Source organism: Saccharopolyspora sp. NPDC002578 (assembly GCF_053592695.1).
Genome location: NZ_JBSFWJ010000034.1, coordinates 47814 through 67357, shown reverse-complemented (window position 1 = coordinate 67357; position 19544 = coordinate 47814). Strand labels below are relative to the sequence as shown.

Annotated in this window: 17 protein-coding genes and 2 pseudogenes; 11 read left to right on the top strand and 8 right to left on the bottom strand. The window is 69.1% G+C overall.

The annotated features are described in order from the left end of the window. Window positions 1–777 (bottom strand): SDR family NAD(P)-dependent oxidoreductase (locus ACWD38_RS17635; RefSeq protein ID WP_450124459.1); only part of this gene is annotated, 777 nt, incomplete at its 3' end. A 234-nt stretch (window positions 778–1011) separates the two neighbouring features. Here ACWD38_RS17635 and ACWD38_RS17630 point away from each other — a divergent pair. The 6 genes from ACWD38_RS17630 to ACWD38_RS17605 all read left to right on the top strand — a co-directional run bounded on the left by ACWD38_RS17630 (window position 1012) and on the right by ACWD38_RS17605 (window position 7335). Next, window positions 1012–2193: a 4-oxalomesaconate tautomerase gene (locus tag ACWD38_RS17630; RefSeq protein ID WP_450124458.1), complete on the top strand. Its 1182-nt coding sequence runs from the start codon at window positions 1012–1014 to the stop codon at window positions 2191–2193. Next, a complete protein-coding gene (locus tag ACWD38_RS17625; RefSeq protein ID WP_450124457.1) occupies window positions 2190–3215 on the top strand; it encodes an amidohydrolase family protein in 1026 nt (341 codons plus the stop codon). Before ACWD38_RS17630 ends, ACWD38_RS17625 begins: the two co-directional genes overlap by 4 nt. A gap of 32 nt (window positions 3216–3247) precedes the next feature. Then, window positions 3248–3931 carry a 4-carboxy-4-hydroxy-2-oxoadipate aldolase/oxaloacetate decarboxylase gene (gene ligK, locus ACWD38_RS17620; protein ID WP_450124456.1) on the top strand — a complete coding sequence of 228 codons (684 nt, stop codon included), beginning with the start codon at window positions 3248–3250 and terminating at the stop codon, window positions 3929–3931. A 44-nt stretch (window positions 3932–3975) separates the two neighbouring features. After that, a complete protein-coding gene (locus ACWD38_RS17615; RefSeq protein WP_450124455.1) occupies window positions 3976–4896 on the top strand; it encodes an amidohydrolase family protein in 921 nt (306 codons plus the stop codon). Between the two features lie 51 nt (window positions 4897–4947). Then, window positions 4948–6333 (top strand): MFS transporter, encoded by a 1386-nt coding sequence (locus ACWD38_RS17610; RefSeq protein WP_450124454.1) that lies wholly within the window; start codon window positions 4948–4950, stop codon window positions 6331–6333. 324 nt (window positions 6334–6657) lie between these two features. Further along, on the top strand, window positions 6658–7335 hold the full coding sequence (locus tag ACWD38_RS17605; RefSeq protein WP_450124453.1) for a GntR family transcriptional regulator: 678 nt from the start codon (window positions 6658–6660) through the stop codon (window positions 7333–7335). A 180-nt stretch (window positions 7336–7515) separates the two neighbouring features. On the opposite strand, the gene kynU is transcribed toward ACWD38_RS17605, so the two are convergent. The 3 genes and pseudogenes from kynU to ACWD38_RS17590 all read right to left on the bottom strand — a co-directional run. Further along, on the bottom strand, window positions 7516–8766 hold the full coding sequence (kynU, locus tag ACWD38_RS17600) for a kynureninase (protein ID WP_450124452.1): 1251 nt from the start codon (window positions 8764–8766) through the stop codon (window positions 7516–7518). Beyond that, window positions 8763–9086, bottom strand: coding sequence for an alpha/beta fold hydrolase (locus ACWD38_RS17595; protein WP_450124461.1), 324 nt, complete (start codon window positions 9084–9086; stop codon window positions 8763–8765). The genes kynU and ACWD38_RS17595 overlap by 4 nt, the downstream gene beginning before the upstream one ends. Window positions 9087–9189: 103 nt before the next feature. After that, a pseudogene (locus ACWD38_RS17590) lies at window positions 9190–9375 on the bottom strand (SDR family NAD(P)-dependent oxidoreductase); the annotation flags it as partial. A gap of 413 nt (window positions 9376–9788) precedes the next feature. Between ACWD38_RS17590 and ACWD38_RS17585 the strand changes: the two are divergent. Next, a complete protein-coding gene (locus ACWD38_RS17585; RefSeq protein ID WP_184477800.1) occupies window positions 9789–9992 on the top strand; it encodes a cold-shock protein in 204 nt (67 codons plus the stop codon). Between the two features lie 133 nt (window positions 9993–10125). Here the strand turns inward: ACWD38_RS17585 and ACWD38_RS17580 are convergent, their stop codons facing one another. After that, window positions 10126–10263 (bottom strand): MFS transporter small subunit, encoded by a 138-nt coding sequence (locus ACWD38_RS17580; RefSeq protein WP_184477801.1) that lies wholly within the window; start codon window positions 10261–10263, stop codon window positions 10126–10128. A 387-nt stretch (window positions 10264–10650) separates the two neighbouring features. After that, window positions 10651–11982, bottom strand: a pseudogene (locus ACWD38_RS17575) (L-lactate MFS transporter); the annotation flags it as partial. 441 nt (window positions 11983–12423) lie between these two features. On the opposite strand from ACWD38_RS17575, the gene ACWD38_RS17570 reads away from it, so the two are divergent. Then, window positions 12424–12840, top strand: a complete 417-nt coding sequence (locus ACWD38_RS17570; RefSeq protein WP_184477803.1) for a DUF485 domain-containing protein — start codon at window positions 12424–12426, stop codon at window positions 12838–12840. Next, the gene (locus ACWD38_RS17565; protein WP_184477804.1) at window positions 12840–14456 is read left to right on the top strand and encodes a solute symporter family protein; all 1617 of its coding nucleotides are present in this window, start codon (window positions 12840–12842) and stop codon (window positions 14454–14456) included. Before ACWD38_RS17570 ends, ACWD38_RS17565 begins: the two co-directional genes overlap by 1 nt. A 203-nt stretch (window positions 14457–14659) precedes the next feature. Here ACWD38_RS17565 and ACWD38_RS17560 read toward each other — a convergent pair whose 3' ends face one another. Beyond that, window positions 14660–16732, bottom strand: a complete 2073-nt coding sequence (locus ACWD38_RS17560; RefSeq protein ID WP_450124451.1) for a putative bifunctional diguanylate cyclase/phosphodiesterase — start codon at window positions 16730–16732, stop codon at window positions 14660–14662. A 911-nt stretch (window positions 16733–17643) separates the two neighbouring features. Between ACWD38_RS17560 and ACWD38_RS17555 the strand changes: the two genes are divergently transcribed. Beyond that, the gene (locus ACWD38_RS17555) at window positions 17644–17853 is read left to right on the top strand and encodes a hypothetical protein (RefSeq protein WP_450124450.1); all 210 of its coding nucleotides are present in this window, start codon (window positions 17644–17646) and stop codon (window positions 17851–17853) included. A 59-nt stretch (window positions 17854–17912) separates the two neighbouring features. Further along, entirely contained in the window at window positions 17913–18164 is a 252-nt protein-coding gene (locus tag ACWD38_RS17550; RefSeq protein ID WP_184484850.1) for a WhiB family transcriptional regulator, read from the top strand. A gap of 126 nt (window positions 18165–18290) precedes the next feature. On the opposite strand, the gene ACWD38_RS17545 is transcribed toward ACWD38_RS17550, so the two are convergent. Then, window positions 18291–19532 (bottom strand): DNA cytosine methyltransferase, encoded by a 1242-nt coding sequence (locus ACWD38_RS17545; RefSeq protein WP_450124449.1) that lies wholly within the window; start codon window positions 19530–19532, stop codon window positions 18291–18293. Window positions 19533–19544: the final 12 nt, after the last annotated feature.

Genomic DNA, 19544 nt, shown 5'->3' with positions numbered 1-19544 from the left:
CGTGTACCTGGAAGGCGCGGAACGCCTCGCGCAGGAGTACCCGAACACCCCGGTCCTGTCGGTGCTGCCCGGCAACCACGACGCGACCGTGTTCGTCGACGCGTCGGAGGCCAGGAAGACGGCTGCCGCGGCGATCTCCGCCGGTTCGGCGTGCCGGCCCAGCGGGATGATCCCCTTCGCCTGGTCGCGGGTGTCCGCGTCGACGAGGTCGAGCAGGCCCGGCGTGGGGACCATGCCCGGCGCGAGCACGTTGACCCGGAAGCCGTACCGGCGCGAGCTGTGGGCCCAGCCGCGGGCCAGGTTGCGCACCGCGGCCTTCGTCGCGCCGTAGACCTCGAGGCCGCTCTGCGGGCGCGTCGCGGCGGACGAGCCGGTCAGGATGATCGATGCGCCAGGCCGCAGCAGCGGCAACGCCTTCTGGACGGTGAAGATCGTTCCCTTGACGTTGGTGGCGAACAGGGCGTCGACCTGCTCCTCGGTGACCTCGCCGAACGCGGCCTCGATGCCGATGCCGGCGTTGGCGACCACGACGTCCACGTGTCCGGCCTGCTCGCGAACGGTCTCGTAGAGCGCGTCGAGGTCGGCGGGCACGGCCGAGTCGCAGACCACGGCGGTCACCTTCTCGCCGAGCTCGGCGATCGCCGCGTCGAGCGCTTCCTTGCGGCGGCCGGTGATGAACACCCGCGCGCCTTCGTCGCGGTACGCCCGCGCGATCGCGAGCCCGATGCCGCTGCTGCCGCCGGTGACCACGGCGACCTTGTCCGTCAGGACGGCCACGCCGCCCACCTCCCTCGATTATGGACCGTTACGTCCACAACTCTGCCCGAACTGGACCGATCGGTCAACAAAGAGGGCGGGAGCCGTGCTGACGTGCGATTCGCCGGGGTGGCGCTTCGGAGTGGAGCCCAGTGAAAAATTTTGGCGGAAGGATTGTTAACAATCGTGTTCGTCGTTTAGGTTACCGAGCAGGCCGGTGAGGGACGCCGCGCCGGGAGGACTTGGAGGGGTGCCATGCCCGTCGACGTCGACGGTGTCGCCGCGCGGTCGCGCCGCCGGGGTGCGCAGATCGCGGTCCCGTGCCTGTTCATGCGGGGCGGCACCTCGCGGGGGCCGTTCTTCGACGAGCGAGCGCTGCCCGTCGACGTCGCGACCCGCGATGCGGTGCTGCTCGCCGCGCTCGGATCTCCCGACGAGCGGCAGATCGACGGGGTCGGGGGAGCGCACCCGCTGACGAGCAAGGTCGGGATCGTGCGGCCGGGCACCCGCTCCGGGGTCGACGTGGAGTGGACGTTCGGGCAGGTCCAGCCGGGCGGGGACACCGTGGACGTGACGGCGAACTGCGGGAACATGCTCGCCGCCGTGCTGCCGTTCGCCGTCGAGACCGGCATGGTGGCCCCGGCCGGTGATCGCACCACCGCCCGCGTGCTGACCCGCAACACCGGCATGGTCGCCGAGATCACGATCCGCACGCCCGCCGCTCCGGACGGGACGAGGCACGTCGAGTACGCGGGTGACGCGCGCATCGACGGCGTCCCCGGCAGCGCCGCGCCGATCGAGATCGGGTTCCTCGACACCGCGGGTTCGGTGGCGGGTTCGCTGCTGCCGACGGGGAACGCGCGCGACACCGTCGAGGTCCCCGGCGTCGGGCCGGTGGACGTGACGATGATCGACAACGGGCAGCCGCTGGTGATCGTCGCGGCCGAGCGGCTCGGCGCCACCGGCTACGAGGAACCCGCCGAGATCGACGGCGACGACGCGCTCAAGGCGAAGGTGGAGGCCCTGCGCCTGGTCTGCGGGCACGCCATGGGGCTCGGTGACGTCGCGGCGAAGAACTACCCGAAGATGACGCTGGTGGCGCCGCCGCGGCACGGCGGCAGCGTGTCCACCCGGAGCCTCATCCCGCGGGTCGCGCACCGGTCCATCGGAGTGCTGGCCGCGGTCACGGCCGCGACGGCCTGCGTGCTGGAGGGCAGCGTCGCCCACGACGTCGCGAGCGGCGCGACCGGAACCGAACCGGTCGTGTCGGTGGAGCACCCGTCCGGCGAGTTCAGCGTCACCCTCGTGCTCGATCCCGCCGACCCGCAGCAGGTCGTGCGCTCGGCGCTGCTGCGCACCGCGCGCGTGCTGATGTCCGGCGACGTGCTCGTCCCGTCGTCCGTCTGGAACCCCGTCGCGAAGGAGCGCTCCGCGTGATCATCGACGTCCACGGCCACTACACCACCGCCCCGGAGCCGCTCGGCCGCTGGCGGGACGCGCAGGTCGCCGGGCTGACCGATCCGTCGCGGCGGCCCGATCCGGCCGGGCCGGTCATCAGCGACGACGAGATCCGCGAGTCGGTGCAGGCCCACCAGCTGCGGCAGATGGACGAGCGCGGCATCGACGTCACCGTGTTCTCGCCGCGCGCGTCGTTCATGGCCCACCACATCGGGGACTTCGCGATCTCGTCGGCTTGGGCGCGGATCTGCAACGACCTCTGCCACCGGGTCGCGGAGCTCTACCCGGAGCGGTTCGCGTTCGGGGCGATGCTCCCGCAGTCGCCGGGGGTGGATCCGGCCACCACCGTTGCCGAGCTGGAACGGGTGGTGCGGGAGCTGGGCGCGGTCGCGGTGAACATCAACCCCGACCCCTCCGGCGGGCACTGGACCTCGCCGCCGTTGACCGACCGGCACTGGTACCCGGTGTGGGAGAAGCTCGTCGAGCTCGACGTCCCCGCCATGGTGCACGTCTCCACCAGCTGCAATCCGGCCTTCCACACCACGGGCGCGCACTACCTCAACGCCGACACGACGGCGTTCATGCAGCTGCTGCAGGGCGACCTGTTCGCCGACTTCCCCGGGCTGCGGCTGGTGATTCCGCACGGGGGCGGCGGGGTTCCCTACCACTGGGGCCGTTTCCGCGGCCTGGCGCAGGCGCTGGGCAAGCCGGAGCCGGAGGAATCGTTGCTGGGCAACGTCTTCTTCGACACCTGCGTCTACCACCAGCCGGGCATCGACCTGCTGCTCGACGTGATCCCGCACGAGTCCGTGCTGTTCGCCTCGGAGATGGTCGGCGCGGTGCGCGGCATCGATCCGCGCACCGGGCACCACTTCGACGACACCCGCCGGTACGTCGAGAACGCCGGGCTCACCGCCGAATCCCTCGCGGCCGTCGAGGAGCGCAACGCGCGACGCGTCTACCCGCGCCTGGACGCGCGGCTGACCGCTCAGGGCCGCTGAACCACCACCCCGTTCGGAGAGGAGTCCGCACCGTGCGCGAACTCGGAGTCGTCCACCAGCAGATCGAGCGTGCCGATCGGGCCGCCGTCGAAGCCCTGTCGCGGTTCGGCGTGGCCACCGTGCACGAGGCCCTGGGCAGGGTCGGCTTGATGCGGCCCTACATCCGGCCCGTCTACGAAGGCGCGAAGGTCTGCGGCACGGCCGTCACCGTGCTGCTGCAGCCGGGGGACAACTGGATGCTGCACGTCGCCGCCGAGCAGGTCCAGGACGGCGACGTCGTCGTGGCCGGGTGCACGACGGAATCCGAGGACGGCTTCTTCGGCGAACTGCTCGCCACCTCGTTGCGCGCTCGCGGCGCGCGGGGGCTCGTCATCGACGGCGGCTGCCGCGACGTCGACGAGCTGCGCGCGATGGACTTCCCGGTGTTCTCCCGCGCCATCAACGCGAAGGGCACCGTCAAGGCCACGCTGGGTTCGGTCAACGTGCCCGTCGCGGTCGCCAACGCGCTGGTCGAGCCGGGCGATGTCATCGTCGCCGACACCGACGGCGTCGTCGTGGTGCCCGCGGCCAGAGCAGCCGACGTGGCGGAGGCCGCCGAGAAGCGCGAGGCGGGGGAGGCGGGCAAGCGCGCGCGGTTCCAGGACGGCGAGCTCGGCCTGGACCTCTACGGCATGCGCCCGAAGCTCGACGCCCTGGGGCTGACCTACCTCGACTGACGGCTGCTCGCCGCACGCATGCCGACCGGCAGGAGGAAGACCCGATGAGCCCCACGCCCCCCGTGACCCCCGGATGGTTGCCCTGGCACCCGGATCCGAGCCGTCCCGCGTTCGTCCCGCCCGCGGGATCCGTGGACGCCCACTGCCACGTCTTCGGTCCCGCCGCCCGCTTCCCGTTCGCCCCGGAACGCAAGTACACGCCCGTGGACGGCGGCAAGGAGCAGTTGTTCGCGCTCCGCGACCACTTGGGCCTGTCCCGCAACGTCATCGTGCAGGCGACCTGCCACGGCAAGGACAACAGCGCCCTGGTGGACGCGTTGCGGGCGGCGGACGGCCGGGCCCGCGGCGTGGCCACCGTGGACGCCGACGTGACGCCCGGAGAACTGGAGCGCCTGCACGCCGCGGGGGTGCGCGGCGTGCGGTTCAACTTCGTCAAGCGGCTGGTCGACGCGGCGCCGACGCGGGCGTTGCGGACCATCGCCGAGAAGATCGCGCCGCTGGGCTGGCACGTCGTCCTCTACTTCGAGGCCGAGGACCTGCCCGCGCACGAGGAGTTCTTCCTGTCACTGCCCGTGCCGATCGTGGTTGACCACCTGGGACGCCCCGACGTCTCGAAGGACCCCGCCGGCCCGGAGTTCACCGGATTCCTCGACTTCGCCGCCCGCAGCGGCGCGTGGGTCAAGGTCTCCTGCCCCGAACGCCTGTCGCGGACGGGCCCGCCCGCCCTCGACGGCGAGCGCCACGCCTACGCCGACGTCGTCCCGTTCGCGCGCCGGGTCGTGGCGGCGTTCCCCGACCGGGTCCTGTGGGGCACCGACTGGCCGCACCCGAACCTGACCGGCCACATGCCCGACGACGGGCTGCTCCTGGACCACGTCCCCCGGATCGCGGTCACCGCCGAGCAGCGGCAGGCGCTGCTCGTGGACAACCCGATGCGCCTGTACTGGCCGGACGAAACGGCCTGAGCCGCACCACAGCGACAGCCGGGCAACGACGCCCGCCGCGAGGAGACCGCAATGCAGCACTCCGCCCATCCGGCCGACCGGGCCACCAACGCGGCCAACCGGCTCGACCGGTTGCCGATCTCCAAGTTCCACAAGACCACGATGGTCGCGCTGGCGTTCGCGTACTTCTTCGAGTTCGCCGACATCAACACCTTCGCCATCACCGCGCCCAAGGTGCGCGAGCTGTGGGGCTCCGACGTCAGCCACATCGCCTACGTGACGTCGCTGTCGTTCGTGGGCATGTTCATCGGCTCCGTCGTGGCCGGTGGGATGGCCGACCGGCTCGGCCGGAAGCGGACCTTGACGCTGACCACGACGTGGTTCTCCGTGTGGTCGTTGGCGACGGTCTTCGCCTGGGACATGCCGTCGATGGGGGTGTTCCGCATCCTCACCAGCGCCGGGCTGTCGGCGATGACCGTGGTCGCGGTCGTCTACATCAACGAGTTCTACCCGCGCGCCAAGCGCGGCAAGTTCCAGGCGTACGTGATCATGATCGGCATCTGCGGCACGCCCGTCACGAACCTCATCGCCTCGTTCGTGGTGCCGATGGGGGAGCAGACCTGGCGCCTGGTCTACCTGTGGGGCGCCATGGGCGTGTTCTTTCTGCTGTTCCTGCGCAAGCTCGTCGAATCCCCGCAGTGGCTGGAAACCCGGGGCCGCCACGACGAGGCGGACGTGATCCTGCGGGACCTCGAAGGCAGGGCCGCGGCCGAGCACGGTGAACTGCCCGTCGCCGAGGCGCCGATCGCCACGACCGCGACGAAGCCCGGTCTCGGCATGCTCAAGGACCGGAAGTTCCTGCTGCCGACGCTCCTGCTGTCGGTGCTGTGGATCACCCAGACCATCGGCTTCTTCGGCTTCTCCTCCTGGGCGCCCACGCTGCTGGCCGCCGAGGGCGTCAGCGTGGAGGACTCCATCTTCTTCGTCGCGCTGACCACCGTCGGAGCGCCGCTGGGCTCGTTCTTGGCGGCGCAGGTCACCGACCGCTTCGAGCGCAAGTGGTGCCTGGTGGTGTTCGGCCTGGTCATCGCGGTGTCCGGGCTGCTCTACGGGCTGACCTTCGTGCCCGCGCTGGTCGTGGTCTTCGGCTTCACGGTCAACCTGTTCGAACGCGGCTACACCTCGCTGGCCTATGCCTACTCGCCGGAGCTCTACGACACCCGGGGCCGCTCGCTGGGCACCTCGATCTCCTACGGCGTCGGCCGCCTGTCCAACGCCATCGGGCCGCTGATCATCGCCGGCCTCTACAGCGGCCACGGGTACCGGACCGTCTTCTACTTCATCGCCGGGACCTGGGTCGTGGGTGCGCTCGCGCTGGCGCTGTTCGGCCCGGCGACCCGCAAGATCCGGATGCGGGCCGAGGCGGAACGCGAACCCGCCGCCCCCGAATCCGCCTGACTTTGATCTCGGCTTGAGCAGCTGGTCGCTCAGCGGAACCTCAGCGGCCTTCTCGCTGCGGGATCGATTTCTCATGTAGCGGCCCTACACGGCGAAATCGCTGTCCTCGCGAGAAGGCCGCTGAGAACCCGCCGGTGGTCGGCCTGCTCTGGCTGGTCGCTGCTCAGCGGCTTCGCCGCTTACAGGACAACGACCACGAACGCCGCTCAGCTGGAAGGGCAAGATCAAAGACAGCCGGATCGGAGCACGTCATGACCGCCTCAGCTCGGGCCGTTAGGATTGGTGCACAAAATTGTTGCCAATAATCGGTACGGGGTAGGGCGAGTGACGACAGCGAAGCGCGACGCCGAGCAGCCGGCCCCGCGACAGCCGGTGGCCGACGTGATCCGCGAGGCCATCACCAGGGGCGAGTTCGCCCCGAACCAGCGCTTGGTGGAGGCGGAGCTCGCCGAGCAGTGCGACGCCAGCCGAGCGGCCGTGCGCAACGCGCTGGTGCAGCTGGCCACCGAAGGCCTCGTCGAGCGCGTCCAGAACCGCGGCGCGCGGGTGCGCGCGGTCTCGCTCGAAGAGGCCATCGAGATCACCGAGGTCCGCATGGTCGTCGAGGGACTCTGCGCGGCACGGGCCGCCGAGCGGGTCGTCGACGAGGACAAGGCCGAGCTGCGCGAGATCGGCGAGCAGATGCGGACCGCGGTCTCCGGCGGCGACGTGTGGGGCTACTCCGAGCTGAACAAGCGGCTGCACTCCCTGGTCCTGCGCGTCAGCGGGCAGCAGACCGCGCACGAGGTGCTCAGCAGGCTGCGCGGCCAGAACGTGCGCCACCAGTTCCGGCTGGCCATGCACCCGGGCCGCCCCACCGCGTCGCTGCCGCAGCACCTGGCCATCATCGAGGCGATCTGCGCCGCCGACCCGACGGCCGCCGAGCAGGCGATGCGCGAACACCTCCGCAGCGTCATCGACGCCCTACCCGAGGTCGGCGGCACCCGCTTCAACGCGGTCTGACCCCGCCTCCTGCACTGAGCCGGGAGGACGGGCGCGCGGCTCGTCCGCCCGCGCAGGGTGATCGACGGAGTGGCGCCTCATCGCAGCCGAGCCGCCAGGCGCCGCCGCCCTCCTGCTCGCGGAAGTCGATGTCGCAGCTGCACCGGGCGGAGCGGAAGTCCTGACTCCGCCGCGCGCCGGTCAGGTGACCTTGCCCGCGTCGGGCGGGGTGGGGTCGTAGGCGCCGGTGGTCGTCGTGCGGTGCAGGAGCGTCGCGGCGGTCAGCAGGTCCCGGTGCGAGGTGTAGAGGGCGTTGACGCCGAACCGGAGGATGTCGGGGGCGCGCATGTCGGCGATCACCTGCTGCTCCGTGAGGGCTCGGACCAGGCCGTAGGCGTGCGGGTGGCGCAGCGAGACCTGGCTGGCGCGGCGGGCGGGATCGGCGGGGGTCACCGGCTCGAAACCCAGGTCCGCGAGCAGTTCCGCGGTGCAGCGCAGGAAGAAGTCCGTCAACGACAGGCTCTTCGTGCGGACCTGCGCCATGTCCACGCCGTCGAAGGTGGTCAGGGCGGCTTCCAAGCTGAGCAGGCCCAGGATCGGCGGGGTGCCGATACGGGCGCGGGCGATGCCGGGCGCGGGCGCGTAGTCCCGCTGGAGGCCGAAGGGGTCGGCGTGGCCGGTCCAGCCGTGCAGCGGGGTCTGCCAGGAGTCGTGGTGGCGCCGGGCCGCGTAGAGGAAGGCCGGTGCGCCGGGGCCGCCGGAGAGGAACTTGTAGCCGCAGCCGACCGCGAAGTCCGCTTCGAGCTCGTCGAGCGGGACCGGCATCGCACCGGCCGCGTGGCACAGGTCCCACAGCACCAGCGCGCCCGCCCGGTGCGCGGCGCGGGTCAGCGTCGCCACGTCGTGCAGTTCGCCGGTGCGGTAGTCGACCGGGGAGTAGCTGACGACGGCGACCTGCTCGCCCTCGGCGGCGAGGAACGCGTCCAGGTCCCTCGGGCGGACGTGGCGCACCCGGAGGCCGTGCAGCCGCGCGGCGGATTCCGCGAGGTACCGGTCGGTGGGGAAGTGGCCGGGGTCGGTGACCAGCAGCTCGCGCCCGGGGCGCAGCCGGGCCGCGGCGCTGAGCGCGGTGAACAGCTGGATGCTCGTGGAGTCGCCGACCAGCGTCTGCCCCGGGGCCGCGCCGATGAGGCGGCCGAGCGCGTCGCCGACCCGCAGCGGGGCGTCCCACCAGTCGTTGTCGTTCCACGACCGGATCAGGTCGGTGCCCCACTGCCGGTGCAGGACGTCGGTGATCGTCGGCGGCACCGCGGCCGGGAGGGGGCCGAGGGAGTTGCCGTCGAGGTAGACGACGCCGTCGGGCAGCAGGAAGCGGTCCCGGATCGGTGCCAGCGGATCGGCGGTGTCGAGTTCGGCGGCGAGCTCGGCGAGCGCCGGGGATGCGGTGGTCATGCGGGTGTCACCTCGTCTGGAGCGGTGCCTTCACCGGGATGTCCCGTCGCGGCGGGAGAATCCGCGCCCGCATCGGTGCGGGCGGTGATCGTGGTCCTCCAGGCAGTGTCCTCGCCGGTGGTGCGCCCCGTGGGCGTCCACGCCGAGGTGAGGTCCCGGAGCGTTCGGGCGACGTCGTGGGCGGCGGGGTTCTCCGGTTCGATCAGCGCGTAGTGGCCGGTGCCGGGCAGCACCACGGTCTCCAGGTCGTCGTGGACGGCCGCGTAGTCCGCGAACTGCTCCAGCGGCACCTCTTCGTCGGCGGCGCCGTGCAGCAGCACGGTGCGCACCCCGGTCGAACCGGCGCCGTCGAGCAGGGTGACCGGGTCGACCAGCGGCAGCCGAGGAGATGTTCACGATCCGGCCGCCGTCGCGCAGCCGCTCCAGACCGCGCTGCACGACGAAGAACGGCGCGCGGGTGTTGATCGCGAACAGCCGGTCGTAGTCCTGCTCGGTGACGTTCGCGATCGTGCGGGGCAGCGTGATCCCCGCGTTGTTGACGAGGACGTCCGAGCCGGGGGCGGCGTGGGGCGCGGCCGGGTGCGGGCGTACGTGACGCTCCGTGACCACGACGGCGTCCGGCGCGGCCGGTTGCTGCGGGGGACGGTCGAGCACCTCGCCGGATGAGGCCCCTCGCCCAGGTGCCGTCGCGGCCGGGCGGCACCTGGACGGCCACCGACACGGCCGAAAGTGTGATTCCGGACACTATTTCCGGGGCAGTGATCGGCAAAGTCCCAGCAAAGCAGACCGGTCGAGGCGTGCGACGGGCCGCGTGAAGCCGCCGGTGGGCCACCCGTGGCGCGGCGAGGTGTAGTGTTGCACCTGGTCGTTGTTTCTGGGTTCGTGTTTTCGCACGCTCGCAGGATTGCTGATGCGGGCGCGCTGCTGTCTTTGGAGTAGCTGGAGTAGTCGCCGTCTGAGATCCGCGACCCTGGTGTCGAAACCGGCACCGGAACCAACCAGCTACCAGGATGGAGAACAACATGGCACAGGGCACCGTGAAGTGGTTCAACTCGGAGAAGGGCTTCGGCTTCATCGAGCCGTCCGAGGGTGGACCCGACGTTTTCGTGCACTACTCGGCGATCGACGCCGCCGGTTTCCGCAGCCTGGAGGAGAACCAGACGGTCTCCTTCGAGGTCACCCAGGGACCGAAGGGCCCGCAGGCCGAGTCCGTGCGCGTGGTCTGATCGCCCTTCCGGCGAACTGAGCTCATGATCGCGGAGCCTCGCTCCTAGATCATCGCAGCACACCAATGAGGCCGACCGTCCGAATGGACGGTCGGCCTCATTGTGCTTTCCCGCTGCTCGCGGCGGCGTGCAACTACATGAACAGCTGCGACGCCTTGATCACGAGCTGGTAGACGCCGATGGCGAACGGGACGCCCACCCACAGCCAGGACACGGTGAGAAGGGCTCGGACTTTGACTCCGCCCTCAGGCGCGGTCTTCTGCTCGGTCATGTCTCGCCTGTTCCCTCAGCTGCTCTGCTTGCCGGAAGAGCTGGTGGCCTTCTCGGTGCTCGGGGCGTCGTCGTCGGCCTTCGCATCGGACTCGCCGGCCTCGGCCTGCTCGTCCTCCGCGGCGCCCGCCTTCTCGCCCGCGGTCTCACCGGTGTCCGCGTCGGACTTGTCGGCGTCGTCGGCCTTCTCGCCCTCGGAACCGGTGGTACCGGCCTCGTCGTCGGCCGATTCGGCCTTGTCGGAGACCTCGTCCTCGGAGTCGGCCTTCGAAGCGACCTCGTCCTTCGACCCCTCGTCCTTCGAGGCGACCTCGTCATCGGAGGACTTCTCGTCCTTCGAGTCGGCCTGCTCCGCGGAGTCGGCCTTCGCGTCGGCCGCGTCGTCGGACGTGGTCGCCGCTTCGGGGGCCGGTTCGTGGAACTTGGCCTTCACCGGGCGGATCAGCTCGTTGGCCACGAACCCGATCACCAGGAATCCGGTCATCAAGTAGAACGACACCACGTACAGATCGGCACCGGACTTGCCCGCGGCCTCACCGGAGTCCGCCAGCGCGTCCACGATGGCCGGTCCGAGCACGCCCGCGACCGACCACGCCGTCAGCAGCCGCCCGTGGATCGCGCCGACCTCGAAGGTCCCGAACAGGTCCTTCAGGTAAGCGGGGATCGTCGCGAAGCCCGCCCCGTAGAAGGACATGATCAGCATCGCGGCGACGACGAACAGGGCGACGCTGGTGTCGCCCGCGAACAGCAGCAGCAGGTACGCCAGCGCACCCACCCCGAGGTAGACCCGGTAGATGTTCTTGCGGCCGGTGCGGTCGGACAGCGCCGACCACGCGAAGCGCCCGCCCATGTTGGCCAGCGACAGCAGGGACACGAAGCCGGTCGCCGCGGCGACGGCAACCGGAGTGCTGGTGCCCGCGAAGAAGTCCTGGATCATCGGCGACGCCTTCTGCAGGATCCCGATGCCCGCAGTGACGTTCAAGCAGAGCACGATCCAGAGCAGCCAGAACTGCGGCGTCTTGATCGCGCTGTTGGCCGAAACGCGGATGGTGCTGACGCTCTTCGCCGCCGTGGCGGGGTCCCAGCCGGGCGGGGTCCAGCCGGGCGGGGGAACCCGGACCAGCAGGATGCCGAGCGTCATGAACACGGCGTAGACGATGCCGTGCACGAAGAACGTGGTGCCGATGCCCTCCGCGGTCTTGCCGAAGGCGCTGAGCATCGCCGTCGACCACGGCGAGGCGATGATCGCGCCGCCGCCGAAGCCCATGATGGCGATGCCGGTGGCCAGACCGGGACGGTCCGGGAACCACTTCATCAGCGTGGACACGGGCGCGATGTACCCGATGCCGAGACCGATGCCACCGACCACGCCGTACCCGACGACGACGAGCCAGTACTGGCCCACGTACATGCCCAACGCGGAGATCAGGAACCCCGCGGCGAAGCTGATGGTGGAGACCAGCATCGCCCAGCGCGGGCCGCGGGCCTCCACGAACTTGCCGCCGAACGCCGCTGACAGGCCGAGGAAGAAGATCGCCACCTGGAACGGCAGCGCGCTGCCGGTTCCGGAGATCTGGAGGCTCGATTCCAGCGGGCTCTTGAAAACGCTCCACGCGTAGGCCTGCCCGATGGAAAGATGGATGGCCAGCGCGGCGGGTGGAACTAGCCAACGGTTCCAGGTCGGTGGCGCAACGACCGAGAATCCGTCACGCACTGTCACAAGTAAACCTCCTTGGTGCAAGGGGTTCCGGTGTCTGGTACCGGAAACGCGCCCCGGCACGTCGGGGCGCACGAATTCGAGATGCTACCGGCCTGGTCAAACGGGAAATCAGCGAAGAAACATCAAGTACTGCCTGGTGGTCTCGGCGAGGCGTCACCAAAAGTGATCATCCCAGGTGGGGCGGAAGGGCCTTACTGCGCACGGGAAAGTGGCTCGGCGAGCCGGACGAAACGCGCTGAACAATATGAAAGCGACCCTTCGGGGGTTACGCGGAGTGATCCGGGGCGCTGTTCGCGCTCACATTGTTGTGATCATATTGAGACCAATTGTTTGCGGCGATGTAGCTGATCCTTCGGATAGTCCCCGCGTGTGCTTCGCGCACATCCGTGTGACTAGACTCCTGATTCCTTGACGCGTGAGCAAGCCCGAAGGATCCACAGCATGACCCGAACGTCGGAAAACCGAAGCCGAGGTCGGCTTGAAGGTCAGCCTCCCGAGCCGAGATTCGGCAACATCTCGAAGCACAGCCTTCGGCGCCCCACCAACCCGAATGGAACCGATTTCGTCGCAATTCAGGAGAGTGACGATTTCGTCGCTCTTCGGCGTCGTTTTCGATGGTTCGTGTTCCCCGTGACGCTGCTCGTCCTGGCGTGGTACTTCACCTACGTGGCGTTGGGCGCCTACGCCGAGGACTTCATGAGCCGGCCGGTGTTCGGCGTGGTGAACATGGGGATCGTGCTGGGCTTGCTGCAGTTCGTGACCACGGCGATCGTCACCGTGGTGTACGGGCGGTACGTGCGCAAGCGCATCGACCCGCTCGTCGACCGCCTCCGGGAGCAGGAAGGGACCGGCCGCTGATGGCGATCAACTTCGCGGCGGGGGCCGTCGGCGACCCGACGACCACCGTCAGCGTGTTCGTGGCATTCGTGCTGCTGACGCTCTTCGTGGTGTACCGGGTTTCGACCCGGAACGCGACCGCGTCCGATTATTACGTGGCGGGCGGCAACATCACCGGCGCGCAGAACGGTGTCGCGCTGGCCGGTGACTGGCTTTCGGCGGCGTCATTCCTCGGAGTCGCCGGCGCCATTGCGGTGCACGGGTACGACGGATTCCTCTATTCGGTCGGATTCCTCGTCGCGTGGCTCATCGAATTGATGCTCATCGCGGAGCTCGTCCGGAACACCGGCCGTTTCACGATGGGCGACGTGATCGGCTATCGGATGCGGCAGCGCCCGGTGCGGGCCGCCGCAGCGAACACCACGCTGGTCATTTCCTTCTTCTACATGGTTGCGCAGATGGCGAGTGCCGGTGGTCTCGTCGCATTGTTGCTCGACGTGCAGAGCAAATTCGGCCAATCGCTGGTCGTCGTGGCCGTGGGCTTGATCATGATCTTCTACGTGCTGGTCGGCGGCATGAAGGGGACCACCTGGGTCCAGATCATCAAGGCGACGCTGCTGCTGATCTGCGTGTCCTTGATGGCCGTGTTCCTCATCGGCCGGTTCTCCTACGACTTCTCGGCGCTGCTGGAGCAGGCCACGAACAACAGCCCGATCGGGCAGGCGCTGCTGGAGCCCGGCGCGCAGTACGGGCAGACCTCGCTGTCCCGGATCGACTTCATCTCGTTGGCCATGGCGATCGTGCTCGGCATCTCCTGCCTGCCGCACATCATGATGAGGTTCTACACGGTGCCGAGCGCTCGGGAAGCGCGTCGCTCCGTCGTCTGGATCACCTGGACGATGATCGTGTTCTACCTGGCCACGATGCTGCTCGGGTTCGGCGCGACGGCGCTGGTCGGTTCCGAGGCCATCACCAATGCGCCCGGCGGCGAGAACTCCGCGGCGCTGCTGCTGGCGTACCGCATCGGTGGTTCGCCGCTGCTCGGCGTGGTCGCCGCGATCGCCTTCGCGACGATCCTCGCGGTGGTCGCCGGCCTCACCCTGACCGCGTCGGCGTCCTTCGCGCACGACGTGTACGCGAACATCATCAAGCGCGGTGAGGCCGACACGGGCTCGGAGATCAGGGTCGCCCGGATCACCGCGCTGATCGTCGGCGTGCTGTCCACGGTCGGCGGGATCGCCGCCATCGGGCAGAACGCGGCGTTCATGGTCTCGCTGGCGCTCGCGCTGGCGGCGTCGGCGAACCTGCCGACGATGCTGTACTCGCTGTTCTGGCGGCGGTTCAACACCACGGGGACGCTGTGGTCGATGTACGCGGGCCTGGTCTCGTGCATCGTGCTGATCGCGTTCTCCCCCGCGGTGTCCGGCCGCCCGTCGGCGATGTTCCCGAGCGCGGACTTCGACGTCTTCCCGCTCACGAACCCGGGGATCGTGTCGATCCCGCTGGGCTTCCTGGCCGGGTTCATCGGCACCCTGGTCGGCAAGAAGGACCAGGACCCGGTGAAGCAGGCCGAGATGGAGGTCCGCTCGCTGACCGGCATCGGTTCAGGCCTGGCGATGGAGGCACCGCGCCGCTGACGTCACGCGCGACGAGGGCCGCACCGGAATCCCGGTGCGGCCCTCGTGCGTTTCCGGGTGCGTGCGGGACGCGTTCGAATGCTCGTCGTCGCACGCTTCGGGCGCTGATGCCGATCTCGCTTTTCGCCGCCGACCGCCCGCCGGGCGCGCACCATCGGAGCAATTCGGCGGCCCCGCGCCGACCGCGCTGATCGAATTCGGCCTCAGTCGGCGGTCATCGACTCCGGCGAGGCGAGCAGTTCGCGGAATTGCGCGTCCGGGACGGGCCGGGAGTACAGGAATCCCTGCTGCGCGTCGACGCCGAGTTCGTTGAGCAGGTCGCGCTGCACCCGGGTTTCCACGCCCTCCGCGATGCACGTGCGCCCCATGCCCCTGGCGAGTTCGATCACGGCGCGCACGATGCCGAGATCGGTGGGGTCCGATTCCATGCCGACCACGAACCTCCGGTCCAGCTTCACCAATTGCGTGGGCAGGTCCTTGAGTCGTGCCAACGAGGAATAGCCGGTGCCGAAGTCGTCCATCGCGAACCGCACGCCCCGGTCGTTGAGCCGGCGCATCATCTTCCGGGGCTGCGCGGGCAGATCCACCAGCACCGTCTCGACGACCTCCAGCACCACCCGCCCCGGATCGATGCCGCTGTCGTCGATGGCCGAGCTGACCTCCGAGTGGAAGTGCGCCGAATCCGGGCGCAGCCCGGCGAGGTTCACCGTGACGCCCGGGGCCGGGCCGTGCGGGCGGTACCACCGGCTCGCCTCGCGCAGGGCGGTGCGCAGCACCCACCGGTCCAGTTCGGCGAGCAGCTTCGCCTGGGAGGCGACCGGCAGGATCACGCCAGGGGCGAGCAGGCCCTGCGTGGGGTGCGGCCAGCGCACCAGCGCCTCGGCCAGCAGGATCGTCCCGTCGCGGTCCAGGATCGGCTGGTAGTGCATCCGGAGGCCGTCGTGCAGCAGCGCGTCGCGGAGGTCCTCCTCCAGCGCGAGCCCGCCGGCGGGAGCGGGCGGCGCGGTGCGGCCGTGGCCCTGCTCCTTGGCGGCGAACATGGCCGCGTCGGCGGTGCGGATCAGTTCGTCGGCGGTGGTGCCCGCTGCCGGCGAGGTCGCCGCGCCGATCGACGCGGTGATGCCGATCAGCCTGTCCCGCAACGGGATTTCGGCGCACAGCAGGTCCGACACGAGGGTGATGAGCGTGTCGAGCCCGCCGCAGGCGGTCAGGTCCGAGCAGATGATCAGGAACTCGTCGCCGTAGAGGCGGGCCGGCGTGCAGGAGCTCGGCAGGTCGGTGAGGAGGCGCTCGGCGAGCAGGTTGATCAGCTCATCGCCCGCGTCGTGACCCAGCGAATCGTTGAACCGCTTGAAGTTGTCCAAGTCGCAGAACAGCACTCCGACGTCGTCGGAAGCCGTGGACAGCAGCGGCACCAGCAGCTCGTGCACGCCGCGCCGGTTCAGCAGGCCCGTCGGGTGGTCGTGGGTGGCCTGGAAGTGCAAGGTCTCGGTGCGGCGCTGCTGCTCGGTGAGGTCTTGGAACACGGCCAGCCAGAAGCGGCGGCCGTCGTAGTCCACGGAGGCGGCGCACCGCACTTCGCAGAACACCGGTTCACCGGTGGAGCGGCTGAGCCTGCGGTGCGACACGGGTTCGCTGCCGGGATCGTCCGGTGCGGCGTGCGGGACCAGCCCGGTCCGCGGGTCGTCGGCGTGCATCAGCTCCGGTGCGCGCAACCCGTGCGGCCGGTAGCCGAGCAGGTCGCACAGCGCGGCGTTGGCGTCGAGGATCCGGTCGTGGCGGTCCAGCAGCGCGATGCCCGCCGGGGCGAGCTGGAACAGGTCGGTGAACCGCCGGTCCGAGCGTTCCCGCTGCGCGTAGGCCTCGGATTCGTCGCGGGTGACCTTGATGAAACCGTCCAACCGGCCGTCGTCGGCGCGCTGCGCCGTGATCACGACGTGCGCCCAGAAGGCGCTGCCGTCCTTGCGCAGCCGCCAGCCGCGGTCGATGAAGAAACCGTTCGCGGTGGCCTGCCGCAATTCCCACTCCGGGTAACCGGATTCGACGAGCTCGGCGGGGTAGAAGATCGAGAAGTGCCGTCCGATGATCTCCCGGCTGGTGTACTGCTTGATCAGCTGGGCGCCCGAGTTCCAACTGGCGACCCGGCCTTCGGTGTCCAAGGCGAATATCGCGTACTCGCGCATGTCGGCGGCGAGTGCGCCGAGCAGCCGTTCGGTCTCCACTTGCGCCCCGGTTCGCGGAAAGGGCTCATCCGGGATGTTCGACGTCCCACGCATGATCACCACATCTCCGTTTCTGCGGTGGGAGAACGGGGTGCGCACAGGAATGGGGCGCGACGCGCGCTTCGGGGTCCGCAGGTGACCCGGAACCTGCTCCCGTCCCGTCCGGCGACGTCCGGTCGGCGTTGGCCACGGTACCGGCGCGCCGCGCGGCGTGCCAACGAAACCGCAGCGTATCGAGGTTCTGGTGAGGTGCGCCGGAGTGGCGTCGACCGAATGTTCACCCGGCCGACGGCGATCGGGCCCGGTGGATGGATTCAGCGGGAATTCGGTGGAGTCCGTCCTGTTCATCGGGTGTCCACTGTGGGAGAAGAGGCGAAAGTCCTCCGGTTCTCCCGCGTGATTCGAATGAACTGCTGGACAATGATCGTTGTGGTGGTTAAAGTGGCGACGTCGGTTGGCGTGGCCTTGTCCCGTCGGCCGGATCTGCTGACTGCTCGGCTCGGATCCGAGCACCTCAGATTTATTTCTGCTCCGTGATGAGTGGTTGCACCGTCGCGTGAGCTCTTCCTCGACCCGTACCGGCAGCGGGGGCTCGCCCGTACGGGTAACACCTTTGTCGAACAGGAGTGATGTTGATCCACCGCAGTGCTGCGCCCCGGTCCGCCGCGTGCCGAAAGAGCTCGTCCCGGCGAGGCGCGAGATGCGGCGCCTACCGCGGAATCAGATCGTACTAGCAGGTGAAAGCGGTATCCGCGGAGTCGTCGCGGTGCCGTGAACGTGAGCCCGGTGAACTCCGGGCATTCCGACGACCGCTGATCGCGTCGTCCGAACCGCCGTTCCTCGATCGGACGGCCGGTCGATCGTTGCTGCGCGAAAAATCGATGGCGCGTTTCCCCGCTCTGACGGCGAGGATTTCTTCGCGGCCGTCGTCGGCGGTTCGACGATCCCGCTCGAAAGAAGTGACCATGAACGATGCCGTGCGCTGGTGGCCCGGTCTCGCGCGGAAAGTGCTGCACCGCGTGGATTCCGATGCCCCGCGAGTCCGCATCGGCGGTGTCGAAGGACGTGCCGCGGTGTGCGGCTGCGTGACCGTGCCCGCATTCGGCAACCGGCTCGCCGGCTGGCCGCGATGCGTCACCTGCCTGCAAGAACTCGCCGAACGCGAGGACACCTGAACACCGATGTGGAAAGAACGAGGAGAGTGGAGGGCCGAAACGTGCGGCTCATCGACGCGATGATTCCGGGGCGAGTGGAAGTGCCCGACTGGCACCGATCGGCGCTGTGCGCCCAAACGGACCCCGAAGCCTTCTTCCCGGAGAAGGGGCAGTCCGCCCGGCTGGCGAAACGCATCTGCGCGTCCTGCGAGGTGCGCGAGGACTGCCTGCGCTATGCCCTGGAACGAGCCGAAACCGCAGGGATCTGGGGCGGCCTCAACGAAACAGAACGCCGCGAACTCCGAGCAGAATCCCGAACCCGCGCGGCGTGATCACCTCCTAGTGATCGCGCTTCACGAGCTGGATATCAGCACGTGCCTAGGCCGGAGAGATCTGCAAACCGCAGCAGTTTCTCCGCCGCTGTGGTCGGCTTGAGATACGGGTGCTGAGCCGACGATTCAGCTGATCTTGGCACGGTTCTTCAAGAAGGCTTCGTGCCGGCTGTGGGTTTCTTGGCCGATGAACGCGTTGAAGCTGCCGAGCTTGTACTTCGTTGTCTGGCCGTGAGTGGAGACCTCGATGTCGAAGTCCTTGCTGAGCATGCTGATGTGGCGTTCGAGTTGAGATGTCTCCATCTCGGTGCCTGCGATGCGGCTTAGTTTGGCGGCCGACAGGAAATCATCGGCATCGCTCAGCGCGCGGTACACCGGATCCTCGGCGGTTGGGGTGATTTCTCGCCGCGAGCCTTCTCTGCGGAAGGCTTTCAAGATCGCCTTGCCCACCGCATGGGCGACCGGCGGTGGAAACGCATTGCCGATCTGCCGGTAGCGAGATGTCTTCTTGCCCGTGAAAGACCAGGAGAATCTGCCGCTGAAGCCCTGCAGGACCTGCACCATGTCGCACGTGAGTTTGGGTCCGATTGCGAATTCAGCGTCACGAGCAGGCGGCGCGTCGGCGACGCCCATCGCATCCACGTGCATTTGGGCCCAGGCGCGCTTCGCCCGAGTTGGCCCCAGATCAGCGCCACCATGTTTCTTGGACCCACCCACGATCGTGGGAGCGATTCTGTCCGCGTGCCCCTTCCAATCGTCAGCACCCTTCCAGTCGCCCATGTGCTCGAAGAGGGCTTGTCCCACGGTGGGGGCGGGGTCGAAGTCGGCCGGATCGGGCCAGTGGAAGAACTCCGCGTCTTCGGGCTTCAGTGCTACCAGCACGAACCGCGGCCGGAGTTGCGGGACTGAGAAGTCCGAAGCTTGCAGGAGCTTCCACTCGGCGACGTAACCCGAGGCGGCCAGCCGGTCCAGAACGTGCTGCCGATAGCCGGCGAAGCGCGGCATGCTCAGGCCGCGGACGTTCTCCAGCAAGAGCGCTCGCGGCTTCACCGCGTCGACCTGTTCGACCGCCCAAGCGAACAGATCTCGCTCGTCATTCGCGCCGAGCTGCTTGCCAGCGATGGTGAACGGTGGGCACGGCACCCCGCCGGCCAGCAAGGACACCCCTTCGTATGCGCGCGGGTTCCACACCGAGCTGTCGGCGACGTCCCCCTCCGCTACGGGAGTGATGTCGTTGTGGCGCAGCGTGGTGCAGGCGTTGCTGTCGAACTCGACTGCAACCTCGTGCTTGAACCCAGCTTGGTGCAGGCCCAGGACCTGCCCGCCTGCGCCTGCGCAGATCTCCACCGCGGTGAAGCTCTCGTTCACGGTGTTTCCTCC